The sequence below is a fragment of the Ignavibacteriota bacterium genome (assembly GCA_013285405.1).
Classification (GTDB): Bacteria; Bacteroidota; Ignavibacteria; order Ignavibacteriales; family Ignavibacteriaceae; genus IGN2.
This window is the reverse complement of record CP053446.1, coordinates 1,993,527-2,007,902: the sequence shown is the minus strand read 5'-3', so window position 1 is coordinate 2,007,902 and position 14,376 is coordinate 1,993,527. Positions and strand designations below refer to the sequence as shown.

Sequence of the window (14,376 nt, the reverse complement as noted above, 5' to 3'; positions counted from 1 at the left end):
TCCATCCCCTGTAATTCCCAACAATTAACAAAGCTGTTATTCAAGATTTCTGTGTAGATACCATTTGTATAAGCAATCAACGAATTTGTAGTTGCGGTAAAATAAAATGTAATATCAGCAAACAAAGGTTGAGGTGGTAATGGATAATGAACTAAATCAATACCAAATTGAAATAAAAGAATGTCATTCCTGTAAACGAAAAATTCCAATTTGCCCTCTCCAATTAACGGCCATACGTGTGGATCTCTTAAATAATCAAATCCTCTTAGAACATCCCAAGGGTGTGCGAGCGGATTACCGAGTACGTCAGTATCGGAAGTGACTTCATCAAATTGACTATTACCAATTTCCATAAAGTTGTAACCAAAGAGTGGTTCCGTAAGGCTGATTCTCCTTGCCACAACTTTGAAATTGGTATTGTTATTATCATCAATATAAAACCATATTTCGCCCGGAATAGCAAAGATATTTTGAACTGATAATGATAAAAGAAAAAGTGTGATTGTTAAGCCTTTCATATTTCCTCCATTTTAATTTTTCCCTATTATTATTTTAGCTTCATTAACTGTACTGCCAACACAAAAAATTATGTTATTAGCTATGAAAATTCCTGAGTATCTAGTATGATCCGAAGATATTTGGCCTCTGTAATCTCTCCATTCCAGACCATTATAGACGTAAATACCATCATAAGCGCCGGAAGCAACTGTTACTCCTGTTTGTCTGTTATACTCAACATCCCAGATGTAGTAACCAAAACTTTGTATTCGTGAAAAATTATTTCCCTTCATTTCAAATACACCATCTCCTCCAAAATAAATATGTCTTCTCGTTGCTATGCTTACTGCGTTTAATGACCAGTTGCTGCTTATTGGAAGCTCTGTCCAATTAACCCCATCATACTTTACTGCAAGTAATGGCGGAACCATTCCAGTACCAACGCCAATAATAAAATCTGAAGCGTAACCATCTAAATCTTTAACAAATACCTGATCGGGATTACTATAAACGACTTGTGCTCTGTTTCCATTCCAGTGTATGATTTTTCCTCGTCCACTGCCGAAATAAACATTATTGCTGTTTGTTCCCCAAACCGAGTAGTATGGCAGATTATCAACTAATATCTGATCATAAAACATTATTTCCTTCCACTCCAAACCATCAAAATGAAAGATACTGCCGCCCACTGTCCAGATATCATTATTTGTGAAGCCGAAAATTGCTTCTAATCCTCCATTTCTTTTTACCGGTTTCCATTCAGCTCCATTCCAATGCATAACTCCATAAACAGTATCGCCCATTATTATAACACCACAACCGTACACGTTATTCTCATCAGTTCCCCATACATCAAATAGCACACTACCGGGATCGCCCAAGGCAAATTCCTGCCAGGTGTAATTAAAATTCGTTGCTGCAAGTGTTGCTGCTGTTATAAAACTACTACTGTCTTTTCTTTCTCCTGTTGTGTCTATTCTAACTGCGTAATATGTGTAGCTTGTGTTAAGTTGTAAATCATTTCCATTGTTGTCATCTATAATGCTTGTGTCTGCTATTGTTATTGCATATTCTGCTGCAAGCGTATCTGTGTTATTATATTGTCTGTATAATTTCAGGAAGGAATTCGGGTTGTTGGTCGTTGTTTTAATATTTATGATGATACTTCTGTGAGTAACCTGCTCAACTGATAATGTAATAGTATCACTTACTCCTGCAGGTGGAGGCGGCGGCGGTACCACTGGCGGTTCATCTTTGCAGTTGTAAATAACCAGCAATATAAAAATTATACTTAATGCGCTCACAATTATTCTTTTCATCCGAAACTCCTAAAAAACTATTAGTTATTTAGCCTTAATTTAAAATTATACAGCGAGGAATACCACTAATTAAGCAACTAAAATGATGCAGTTTATTTTTATTAGTTTTTATTCCAGGAATCAACATACAATTTTTCCACAGGTAGAAAGGTACTTGCAGCCAAAGAATATTTTACTGTTGATAGTATAACTGATACAGTTTTTATTTTGTTTCCTTCAAAATCAATCGAGGGATTTTTACTCATATTACCAATAGTATTCGAAATACAGATATCCTGACGCCACTGACCATTATAATTTGTTGTTAAGCTATGTGTGTACCATACTTCACCCATAGATTCATAAACACAATGGTAAATTCCATTATCCGTGCGCACAAGCTTACGCTGTGAGCCGCTGCTTATTCCGTTCTGGTCGTTGCTCATCAATTGTCCTTTGAGCACCGCGGTTGCAGTTGCGTTTGATGAAGTGAATACAACACCTGTTTGTCTTGCATATTCAACCTGAAAAGTTACTCCTCCATCATTCTGCCATTTGTATGGATAGAATTTTCTCTCTTTTCCGTTTACTGTTATTGGCTGTTCTTCCAGCATACCGACTTTGTAGTAAGGCGGAGTCCAGTTAGGTGAACCTTGATTCAGGAAGACTCCTTTGTATGAGCTGGAATAGTTTGGATTAAATGGTGATGTCTTTGGAAAGAATGGTGCATCCATTCCTCTACTCCTATAACCATAAGGAGGTTCATTAAAATCTACAAGCCAAGGGTCCATAAATTCGATTGATCCTCCGTTTATTCCTGTTGATTCGAGGTTATTTTTTATAACAACTCCATCGACAGTTATATTAAAATGTGAACTTACTTCTGTCGTACTTGATTTAATGGTTATTGTATCCCAATTACGATACGAATCATTTGTGATTAAAAGATTATCATCCCAAAAATTAAACTTTTGATTTGTGCCGGGTTTAAAATCTTGAGTAGATAGAAAATGGTTTTTGTTGGTTTCTAAAACTATTGCGGAATCAGGATCAACATAATTCCATTGTGAAGTATTCCAGAATGCTGCTTGTCCAAACGGTGTTCCTGAAGCATCGAATTGTTTTATGTTTACTCCGTGAACAATCTGGTATGTCGTTGAAATTACCGGGCTAGGTACATAACCAGGTCTATAAGTCTTAGCTTTCACAATTAAATTATGAAATGTTGGATACAAGAAATGTATTCCATTTCCAGTTCCGGGGTTCCAATCCCACCTGGTTGAGTTTTCATCAGGATCTGCTGGAGGATTGTTCGGATCATAACTCCAATTGTACCTTATTACAGCTGCTGGATCTGGACAAGTTATTTCTAAGTAAACTTCACCCGCGTAGCTTCCTGAAACAGGAGAAATCTCTGGTGCTGCAACCTCAATACCTATACTATATATTGCTACAGTAGTTAAACTCGGAAGCATACCATCCTTAAAAGCTTTAGCTTTTATTGTTGTAAATGTTGAAATAAGTAATGAGGGTGGAAACACAGGTGAATTGCTGTTCGGCTCAGTGCCGTTGGTTGTGTATCTTATAGTCGCACCTGGTGTTGGACAAGAAGCGGTTATAGAGACCGTATCAGGATAAGTACCAGGCGGAGGTGTAAATACAGGCGTTGCAACCTGCTGTTGATTGGTTATTGTAAATAAATTTGTTATTCCGAATGCACCACCAAATTGAACTTTAATCCGATATTTACCATTCGTAACATTCGTGGGAACTGTCCAAATATATTCGTTCAATCCTACATCAGCAGTACCAAGAGTGCATACAGTCATTATAAAATTATCTATCGAATCAAGTAAAACCAGGCTGAATGAACCTCCTTCATTATCTGTCCATTTTATAGTATCAATTGCACCTTTCTGTAATGCTACTCCCGGTTCAGGATGTAAAAAGGTAGCAAGTCTGTTTATGCTCCATCCAATGTCTTGTAATATTGCAAGACCTACTTCACCGGGCGAATGAATCACTTCTGCTTGGTCTATTGAAGGAGTCATTAATGAATTACTATTACCCTGAGGAAAAGTTTCATCATCAAGATGAAAAATACTAGAACCTGATTTCCAGCTTGCAGGTGCGTAAAGTTTTGGAAGGATGTTACGTCCGTATTGAATCCAGGAATTATCTCCGCTGAAATAAACACTGTTTCCTGTAAGCTTGCCTTTTAATTCTGTAGAATGATTCGGATAATTAATTAAAAAATCTAAAGCCGGGTAATAATTTGCTAACGCCCCGTAAGTATCATAAATAGAAGGGTGCGAGTTTGTATCAACAGGAATACCACTTATTCCTCTGTAGCCGTAGCTTCCGCTGACACCAAAGAAACCAATATACCCAAGCCCGTGTGCAATTTCGTGTAAAATAACACTTACCATATCATTTTTATCTTCCTGTGGAATACCCTCTGTACCAAAATACCAATCAATACTGTCATTTGAATTAATATACATTACAATATCAAAACTACTTCCGTTTAAATTCTGACCCAGCAAATGTTCAGCAAGTGCTATAGGGTATTGAACATTTGATTCAGGCAGAGAAGGAGAATTATAAAAAGTATCTGTGCCACACTTTGCTAATGTATAACCTGACGTACTGCTGTAACCTAAATCTTCCCACTTAATATTTATTTTGATTATCTGGTTGGAGTTGATCAAAAATTCCCAAATTTTAACTGCATACTCAATTGCTATTTGTGCTTGATAAGGGGGAGCGGGATTTTCGTAATTAATCTGAAAATCAGATGTTGCCGTTTTACCAAGTAATGTTCTGTATTTAAAAATTGATGGCGGCTCAACCGTCGTGTAAGCATTATTATGTGTTCCTTCCAGAACCGGGGTGTTATCCTGCGATACTGCACTACTGATATAGAATAACGTGAATAACGCAAGAAAGAGAATTTGGTTTTTCATTGTCATCTCCTTTTAATTTAAGATTAGTCGTTTTATGTTTATCTTAAACTGCGTACAAAAAAAGCATTAGCTTGCGAGGCTTTTGCGTAACGTAAATTTTTGTATGCAGCTTAACTCATCCCTGCGTTGCACCACGGGGATGAGATTTTTTATTTTTATGCTTTTACCTCTCTTTAATTGTTTCTCCTTAATATTGTAATGGCTGCTTTTTCTCCCTGGTAGCCAGAGACAGCTATAGTATTTTCCTTTATATCAATACTTCGATACCGATTATTTGGATCAGGGTTAATAGATGCCCAGCTATATCCATTGAAGTGATAAATGATTGAACCTGGAGAACCAATTCCGCAAATGTCATTATAATATTGTCCTCTGATTCTGTATATAGTGTTTACTCCCTGGCTGTATATTTTTTCCCAATTATTATTTTTATATAAAACTATTCCATCTCCTGCTGTATATATTAATCTGTTCGAAATTCCCCAAACTGAATTAAGAATCATTCCTGGTTCAGCATCAATTCTTGATAAATTATTATCTTCGTCTAACTTTAACATTGCATTATCTGCAGCTATGTATTTATTGTAACCTCCACTGTCGTCTGTTATTCCCCAGATATCTCCAATATTCAAATCCGTTCCGCTTTCTATCCGGCTCCACGATGTGCCATTGTAGAAAACGATATTCCCATTATTTCCAACCACATACAGATTACTGCTGCTACTCCCCCAGATTTTGTTTATCGACCACCCTGTTAGTATAGGAGAGATTGGCAGTTCAATAAATTTTTGACCATCATATCTTACAAATGCAGAAAACCAAATATCGTTTTGGTTAAATGCAAAAATTGTTTTAATAGTCCAAATATTTCCATCATATAAAATCCTTTTTAATTCCCACTGATTTCCGTCCCAATGAACTGCATTATACATTGTGTATCCATTCTGGCTTGTATCGGCAACATAAATTTCACCCACTGCCCAGATATTGTTTTCATTAATTATAGCAACATCGTAAAGCACACTGCTGCCCGCTGTACCGCCAAAAGTAAAAGTTTCAAATGTAAAATTGTGGCTTGTGGTGTCCATAGTTGTAACGCTCAACTCATTGCTTGTATGGTTGAATGCCTGTATGGTTGTATGAAACTTATATGTTTGGTTTGGCAGCAGAGAATCTATGTAAAGTAATGAGTCTTGAGTATTGAGTATTGAGATATGAGATAATGTATCACCCGCAGGATTAATTTGTTCTAATGTTATGGTTGCTGGTAGCTGCAGGTTGGTTGTAGTTAGTTCTATCCACGCTTCGATACAGGATACATCTTCAAGTTTTAACTCAAGCGTTGCCTTCTCACCGTCGGGTGGTGGAGGATCGGTTGTGTTACAAGCCTGTAGTAACAAACTAAGGCTTATTATTAGTGCACCAAAAATTACCCGTTTCATTTTTCTCTCCTAAAAACTATTAGTTATTTAGTCCTAATTTAAAATTATACAGAGAAGAATACCACTAATATTATATAACAAAAATGATTCTGTTTATTTTTATTGGTTTTTATTCTAAGAATTAAAATACAACTTCTCTATAGGTAAAAGTGTGTAGAATATTTTACTGTAGATAGCATAACTGATAAGGTTTTCATTTTTATTCTCCCTTATTTTTTTGAATAATTATGTTAAGTTTAGCAGGCAAATAAAAAGGCAGAATGATTCATTGAATTATTCAACCCAACCTTTATTATTTGCATTTCTGAGTAGCGATGTTGCCGCATCGCTACTCGCTTTTAGTTTTGTCTGGTGGACTCATTTTTTACCTCCTTTCGTTTTCAATTTGTTCGTTTTCCTATTGTTACGACTGCACTTTGGTAGGTGAATCCAACGGCTACCATTGTATTATTTTTTACACAAACAGAAAAATATCCTCCTGAATTAAGACCTGTTTCCTCAATATAACTTTTCCAGCTAACTCCATTATAGTGAAGCGTTTCACCAAAAGCTCCAACCGCGAACACATCGTTCAAACCATTTCCTCTAATCTTTGGTGTTACGTAATGTGTAATATCTAGTGGTTTGTTTAACCACAGACTATCTGTAAGAGATTTCTTCTCATAAATTCCGCTACCAACTACGTAGTAATGTCTATTAGGTATAAACCAAACACCTGCTAATTCCCACTGAATTGGAACAGACGAAATTTCAACAGCAGTATTTCCTTTTATTCTGTATATGCCTTTAGCTAACGGAAGGTTTCTTGTGCATACAGCAAGTATTTCCGGCTCACCAGTTTTAGGATCACTTGCACCATATATATCAGTAAATTGTAATTCCGTTCCGCTTTCTATCCGGCTCCACGATGTGCCATTGTAGAAAACAATATTTCCATTATTTCCAACCACATACAGATTACGGCTGCTGCTTCCCCAGATTTTGTTTATCGACCACCCTGTTAGTATAGGAGAGATTGGCAGTTCAATAAATTTTTGACCATCATATCTTACAAATGCAGAAAACCAAATATCGTTTTGGTTAAATGCAAAAATTGTTTTAATAGTCCAAATATTTCCATCATATAAAATCCTTTTTAATTCCCACTGATTTCCGTCCCAATGAACTGCATTATACATTGTGTATCCATTCTGGCTTGTATCGGCAACATAAATTTCACCCACTGCCCATATATTGTTTTCATTAATTATAGCAACATCGTAAAGCACACTGCTGCCCGCTGTACCGCCAAAAGTAAAAGTTTCAAATGTAAAATTGTGGCTTGTGGTGTCCATAGTTGTAACGCTCAACTCATTGCTTGTAAGATTGTATGCCTGTATGGTTGTATGAAACTTATATGTTTGGTTTGGTAAAAGAGAATCAATGTAGAGTAATGAGTCTTGAGTATTTAGTATTGCGATATGAGAAGTAGTATCACCCGCAGGATTAATTTGTTCTAATGTTATGGTTGCTGGCAGCTGCAGGTTGGTTGTAGTCAGTTCTATCCACGCTTCGATACAGGATACATCTTCAAGTTTTAACTCAAGCGTTGCCTTCTCACCGTCGGGTGGTGGAGGATCGGTTGTGTTACAAGCCTGTAGTAACAAACTAAGGCTTATTATTAGTGCACCAAAAATTACCCGTTTCATTTTTCTCTCCTAAAAACTATTAGTTATTTAGTCCTAATTTAAAATTATACAGAGAAGAATGCCACTAATATTATATAACAAAAATGATGCTGTTTATTTTTATTGGTTTTTATTCTAAGAATTAAAATACAACTTCTCTAAAGGTAAAAGTGTGTAGAATATTTTACTGTAGATAGCATAACTGATAAAGTTTTCATTTTTATTCTCCCTTATTTTTTTGAATAATTATGTTAAGTTTAGCAGGCAAATAAAAAGGCAGAATGATTCATTGAATTATTCAACCCAACCTTTATTATTTGCATTTTCTGAGTAGCGATGCTGCTACATCGCTACTCGCTAGTTTTATTGTACGGCGGACTCATCTTACTATAACTCCTTTCTTTACTTTTTACCCATTGTTATTATGGCTTGTATTTCTTTCCACCCAACAGCAATGAGTATGTTATCTTTGACATCACAGGAAAGTAACCGGCCACTGTAGTACGGAAGTTCATTGTTAATGTAGTGTTTCCAATTCACACCATTAAAATGCGATATCAAACCGTTTGATCCGCTTACCAAAATATTATTGAGTTGGGTGCCCCGAATTCTATCCTTATAGATTTGTATAAATGTTAAGTCTTTTACCCAGCTTTCATTTAATGTTTTCTTATAATAAATACCGTCTCCTGCAATGAAATATTTTCTTGCTGCATTAAACCAAATTGAACTTAAGCTCCACGTTAAACCAACAACATTTATTTCAGTTACCAAAAGACCATCAATTTTGAAAATTTTTTTACCCTCATTAAAAAACTTATTTGATGCTACAGCCAGTATTTCCCATTCACCGGTTTTCTGATTATAATCTCCCCAAATGTCGTTTATGTTCAATTCCGTTCCACTTTCTATCCGGCTCCACGATGTGCCATTGTAGAAAACAATACTGCCAGCATTCCCTACTCCATAAATCTGTGAGTTTGATTCTCCCCATAACTTTTCTATTGTTGCATTTGGATTTGGTAAACTGAGTCTTGAATAGACCATTTGTACTGTGGATGAAACACCATCCCATCGGAATATACTTCCTGCTGCCAGATATATTTCATTCTCACTGATTACAAGTATTCCTCTCGGTGTTACTGGTATATTTGTGCTATGGAATATCTTTTTTAATTCCCAGGATTGTCCGTTCCAAATAGCAATCCCATACGGTTGAGGATCTGGTTGACCAATTGATTCAAGTAAAAAAACATTACCAACAGCAATTATATAGTTATCATTTATAATTGCTACATCGTAAAGCACACTGCTGCCCGCTGTACCGCCAAAAGTAAAAGTTTCAAATGTAAAATTGTGGCTTGTTGTGTCCATAGTTGTAACGCTTAGCTCATTACTTTTTACTTCTGCTTGGTTGTATGACTGTATGGTTGTATGAAATTTATATGTTTGATTTGGTAAAAGAGAATCAATGTAGAGAAGTGAGTCTTGAGTATCTAGTATTGAGATATGAGATAATGTATCACCTGTTGAGTTATATTGTTTTATTATTACAGTTGCTGGCAGTTGTAGATTTGTGGTTGTAAGTCTTATCCACGCTTCGATACAGGATACATCTTCAAGCTTTAGTTTAAGCGTTGGCTTTTCACTGTCCGGAGGTGGATCGGTTGTGTTGCAAGCTACTATGTTTAATAATAGTAAAGTTACCGGCAGAATTATTTTTGTATTCATTGCATTTTGTCTTTTTGTTAAAAACTTTAAGCAAAATAAAAAATATAACAGTAATCGGTTAGTTATAAATAAGAGTATAATGTGGTTAAGGATAGTAGTATGAGAGGATATTTTCATACTCCGCTCCGAAAATTTCGCAGAGAGAGAGTAAAATATTGTGCCAAAAAATATTCAAGTTAATAACTCCAATTATCTCGTTAGTTAATGGAGAAAGAATTTAAAGAGACATTTTTTCTTTATAACCTCAGAACAAAATTTTAGAGCCCCGATTTTATTAATCAACAATCATACTAAGATGAAACTTTGTATATCGGTCAAAATATCAATCCAAAAAATTGTGAGTGTGTAAAACAGTAAGTGATGAAGCAGAAATTTTCACGGCTGTGTAAAAAATTTTACCGTTAAAAAGAATTGTTTTTTATCTGTCAATTATTACCGGATAAATATTTAAAATAGTTTCGTTCAAAAGTTGATATTTTAATATTAATTGTTGCACAGATTACTAATCTGTGCAACCGCAATGTTTTACGCTTTTGGACCAATCATTTTTTCCGGTCTGACAACTTCATCAAATTTTTCTGCTGTCAATAATCCAAGTTCAACTACTGCTTCCTTCAAAGTTTTATCTTCAGCGTGAGCTTTCTTCGCCGCTTTAGCGGCGTTGTCATAACCAATGTGCGGATTCAATGCAGTTACAAGCATCAAAGAATTTTCAAGATGCTTTTTAATGTTGCCTGTGTTTGCTTCAATTCCAACTACACAATGATCAGTAAAACTTTCACACGCATCAGAAATTAATCTGATTGAATTTAGAATATTAAAAATTATCACTGGTTTAAAAACGTTTAATTCAAAATGTCCTGTTGCACCACCAAAATTTACAGCGACATCATTCCCAAAAACCTGAGCACAAACCATTGTCATTGCTTCACTTTGAGTTGGATTTACTTTTCCCGGCATAATTGAGGAACCTGGTTCATTTTCAGGAAGATGTATTTCACCCAAACCACAGCGAGGACCGGAACCAAGTAATCTTATATCATTTGCAATTTTCATTAATGAAGCAGCAAGAGTTTTCAAAACTCCACTGAATTCAACAAGTGCATCGTGTGCTGCAAGCGCTTCAAATTTATTTCGTGCAGTTACAAATTTTAATCCAGTGATTCTAGCAATATGTTCCGCCGATTTAACAGCAAACTGTGGATGAGTGTTCAATCCAGTTCCAACTGCAGTTCCACCAAGAGCTAATTCATATAATCTTGGTAAGGCTGCATTAATTCTTTCGAGTCCATTTGTTAATTGCTGAGCGTAACCACCAAATTCCTGTCCGAGTGTTAGCGGAACAGCATCCATCAAGTGAGTTCTTCCAATCTTGATAATATTTTTAAACTCATCAGATTTTTTCTGGAGCGCATCTCTGAGTTTTGTTACCATTGGTATTAATCTGCGGTGAATTTCTTCAACTGCTGCAATGTGCATTGCTGTTGGAAATGTATCATTCGATGATTGCGATTTATTTACATCATCGTTTGGATGAATAGGTTTCTTGCTTCCGATTTCGCCGCCAGCAAGTTCAATAGCACGGTTTGATATGACTTCATTGGCATTCATATTAGTTTGCGTTCCGCTTCCGGTTTGCCATACTACCAGAGGAAAATGTTCATCAAGCTTTCCTGCAATCACTTCATCAGCAGCTTTAATAATAAGTTCAGCTTTTTCATTTGGAAGCGTTCCCAATTCCTGGTTTGTCAAAGCTGCGGCTTTTTTTAGTATGCCAAGTGCTTTGATTAATTCTCTTGGAAAACGATCGCCGCCGATTTTAAAATTCATCAGTGATCGTGCAGTTTGTGCGCCATAATATTTATCGGAAGGAACTTTGATTTCTCCCATTGTGTCTTTTTCAATGCGGTAGTTCATTTTAATCTCCCTGCTAAGTTGAAAAATTTCCCGTAAAGCGGGAACAGCTTAAAGCTGAAAAAATTAGTAATCCTGATAATTGATAACCGAAATTTAATACAATTTTATTTTACTATCATTCATTAATAAGCATCATAAACTCGTGAAGAAATTTTATACGCATCAGATACATTTCAACTTTATAAAAAACCGTTCATCATCAATTTTGTTGCTGATCAGCTTTAGTCATTCTAAATTTGTCCCCGTTCATTTACCATATTTTTATAAATTATCCCTAAACTAAGGAGGTTTAATTTTTATGAGGTTCAATAGGTTTATTTTTGTTTATTTGTCTTTCCTCTCTTTTTCAGCAATTATTCTTTTCATTGGCTGTAATCAGCAAGAAGCTAAAACTGAAATGACTGAACAGCAAATGCTTGAACGCGGTAAGCTGCTCGTTACAGTTGGAGGCTGTGATGATTGTCATACACCAAAAATATTTGGTCCGAAAGGTCCTGAACTTGATATGAGCAGACGATTTTCAGGTCATCCTGAAGGCACACAGATTCCACCAGTTGATACTTCACTGATGAAATACTGGGCATTTCTTTCGCATGATATGACAACGGCAGTTGGTCCGTGGGGAATTACTTTTTCTTCCAACATTACACCTGATAATGAAACCGGAATCGGTAGCTGGCAGTTGGAGATGTTTGTATCTGCAATGAAAACAGGTAAGCATCTTGGTGTTGCAGAAGGACGACCAATATTACCACCAATGCCATGGCAAAATCTGGCTCAGCAAACTGATGAAGACTTAAAAGCAATATTTATGTTTTTGAAATCTTTACCTGCAGTGAAGAATAAAGTTCCGGATCCGATACCACCACATCTTATTTTGGTTAAACAATAAATTTTGAATGCGGAGTTTATCTCCGCGTTTTTATTCATAAATAGTTAGATTCTCAGTGAAGTAATTTCTGAAAATTACATTTGAGACCGGTAATAAAAACATGACAAATAGAAGTTGTTGCACTATTAATTACGTAATTCTCAGATAATTTGAAGGAGCAACTGATAATCACTTTATAATTTGACTCTTCATCAATCAAATTTTTTCAGGAAGGTGTGGTATTAAGTTTGAGTGTAATTATTAATGAGTTTTTTTCTCATCACAAATTTTTTAGCTTTGAAAAGCATTAAAATTACAAGAGGCAAAATTGGAAATTCCCCTGCTCGATCGAAGCAACTACCTTAAAGGATTGCTGATTATCGCAAGAATGGATAATCAACTAAGCGAAACTGAGATTTCTATCATTAATAAGTTCGCAAAAAGAATGGGCTTTTCTTCGGACTTTGTTACAGAAACAATAAAAAATCTTCTTGAAAATAAATATATAACTGAAGATCCATTAAAATTTTCCAGTCAAAGTATTTCAAAATCTTTTATCGAAGATGGATTAAAACTTGCATTGTCTGAGAATACAATAAACGAAGCCGAAATTTCCTGGTTAAAAGACACAGCAAAAGTTAATGGCTTTGATGAAGAATTAGTTGATAAAAAAATTAAGGAAATTAAAGCAAAGCCAATTTCATTAATGAAATCAGAATTTGCTTTGTTTTCTTTGATCTGATTTAGAATCAACGCATACTCTATCCTATTTACTTCCACAATTTATTGCTGATTACTATCCTTATATCTAATTTTAAACCGTTAAATATTTTTCTTTTTTGTAAAACTATAAAAGCCTGCTCGTAATCATTTCCTGAAAGGTAATGGCATGAAAAAAATGAAAGCACTCGTAAAAAAATTTGCAAAACCCGGAATCTGGATGGATGAAGTTCCTGTTCCTGAATACGGACCAAATGATGTATTAATTAAAATCCATAAAACTGCAATCTGTGGAACTGATATTCACATTTATAACTGGGATGAGTGGGCACAAAAAACTATTCCTGTTCCAATGGTTACCGGACATGAGTATGTCGGAACAGTTGAAGCGTTTGGAAATAACGTTCACGATGTAAAAGTTGGTGAACTTGTTAGTGGTGAAGGTCATATCGTTTGCGGAACTTGCAGAAACTGCCGTGAAGGAAGAGGTCATCTTTGCCCGAATACAAAAGGAGTTGGGGTAAATCGTCCGGGATGTTTTGCAGAGTATCTTGTTATTCCTGTTTCAAACATCTGGCATTGCGATCCAAAAATTTCAACCGAAATTTTTTCAATATTCGATCCTCTTGGAAATGCTGTTCACACTGCACTTTCATTTGATGTGCTTGGTGAAGATGTGCTCATAACCGGAGCCGGACCAATTGGAATTATGGCTGCGGCAATAGTAAAACATTCAGGTGCAAGAAATATTGTAATTACAGATATGAATGAATACCGGCTTGGACTTGCAAAAAAACTTGGAGCCACAAGAACAGTCAATATTACAAAAGAAAAACTTCCTGATGTAATGAAAGAACTTGGAATGGTTGGCGGTTTTGATGTCGGGTTAGAAATGAGTGGAAGCATTCATGCATTTAATGATATGATTGATGTTATGTATCACGGTGGAAAAATTGCGTTGCTTGGAATACTTCCTGAAAAAGCTGGTGTCAATTGGAATAAAATTATTTTTAACGGGCTTACTATCAAAGGGATTTACGGTAGAATGATGTTTGAAACATGGTTCAAGATGCAGGCAATGGTTCAGAGTGGTTTGTCGATTCAACCAATCATAACTCACCGATTCAAGATTGATAATTACCTTGAAGGATTCGAGATAATGAAGTCGGGAAATTCAGGTAAAGTTATTTTGGATTGGGAAAATAGCTAATAAAAAAATTGAAAGATTAAAAGATTACAGCAATATTTCACTAAACAATTTTTCAA

9 protein-coding genes are annotated in these 14,376 nt (G+C 35.6%); 3 read left to right on the top strand and 6 right to left on the bottom strand.

What is annotated here, in order from left to right:
* Nucleotides 1-530 precede the first annotated feature (530 nt).
* The 6 genes from HND39_08685 to fumC form a co-directional block, all read right to left on the bottom strand.
* Nucleotides 531-1,817, bottom strand: coding sequence for a hypothetical protein (locus HND39_08685; GenBank protein ID QKJ96353.1), 1,287 nt, complete (start codon nt 1,815-1,817; stop codon nt 531-533).
* 101 nt (nt 1,818-1,918) lie between these two features.
* On the bottom strand, nt 1,919-4,762 hold the full coding sequence (locus HND39_08680) for a chitobiase/beta-hexosaminidase C-terminal domain-containing protein (protein ID QKJ96352.1): 2,844 nt from the start codon (nt 4,760-4,762) through the stop codon (nt 1,919-1,921).
* Nucleotides 4,763-4,935: 173 nt separating this feature from the next.
* Nucleotides 4,936-6,204 (bottom strand): glucosyl transferase, encoded by a 1,269-nt coding sequence (locus tag HND39_08675; GenBank protein ID QKJ96351.1) that lies wholly within the window; start codon nt 6,202-6,204, stop codon nt 4,936-4,938.
* A 380-nt stretch (nt 6,205-6,584) separates the two neighbouring features.
* The gene (locus HND39_08670; protein QKJ96350.1) at nt 6,585-7,892 is read right to left on the bottom strand and encodes a glucosyl transferase; all 1,308 of its coding nucleotides are present in this window, start codon (nt 7,890-7,892) and stop codon (nt 6,585-6,587) included.
* 381 nt (nt 7,893-8,273) lie between these two features.
* A complete protein-coding gene (locus HND39_08665) occupies nt 8,274-9,602 on the bottom strand; it encodes a glucosyl transferase (GenBank protein ID QKJ96349.1) in 1,329 nt (442 codons plus the stop codon).
* A gap of 525 nt (nt 9,603-10,127) precedes the next feature.
* Nucleotides 10,128-11,519, bottom strand: a complete 1,392-nt coding sequence (gene fumC / locus HND39_08660; GenBank protein ID QKJ96348.1) for a class II fumarate hydratase — start codon at nt 11,517-11,519, stop codon at nt 10,128-10,130.
* Nucleotides 11,520-11,817: 298 nt separating this feature from the next.
* Between fumC and HND39_08655 the strand changes: the two genes are divergently transcribed.
* The 3 genes from HND39_08655 to tdh all read left to right on the top strand — a co-directional run bounded on the left by HND39_08655 (nt 11,818) and on the right by tdh (nt 14,320).
* The gene (locus HND39_08655) at nt 11,818-12,411 is read left to right on the top strand and encodes a diheme cytochrome c-553 (GenBank protein QKJ96347.1); all 594 of its coding nucleotides are present in this window, start codon (nt 11,818-11,820) and stop codon (nt 12,409-12,411) included.
* A 307-nt stretch (nt 12,412-12,718) separates the two neighbouring features.
* Nucleotides 12,719-13,132, top strand: a complete 414-nt coding sequence (locus HND39_08650) for a hypothetical protein (protein QKJ96346.1) — start codon at nt 12,719-12,721, stop codon at nt 13,130-13,132.
* A 156-nt stretch (nt 13,133-13,288) separates the two neighbouring features.
* Nucleotides 13,289-14,320 carry an L-threonine 3-dehydrogenase gene (tdh, locus tag HND39_08645; GenBank protein ID QKJ97940.1) on the top strand — a complete coding sequence of 344 codons (1,032 nt, stop codon included), beginning with the start codon at nt 13,289-13,291 and terminating at the stop codon, nt 14,318-14,320.
* Nucleotides 14,321-14,376: the final 56 nt, after the last annotated feature.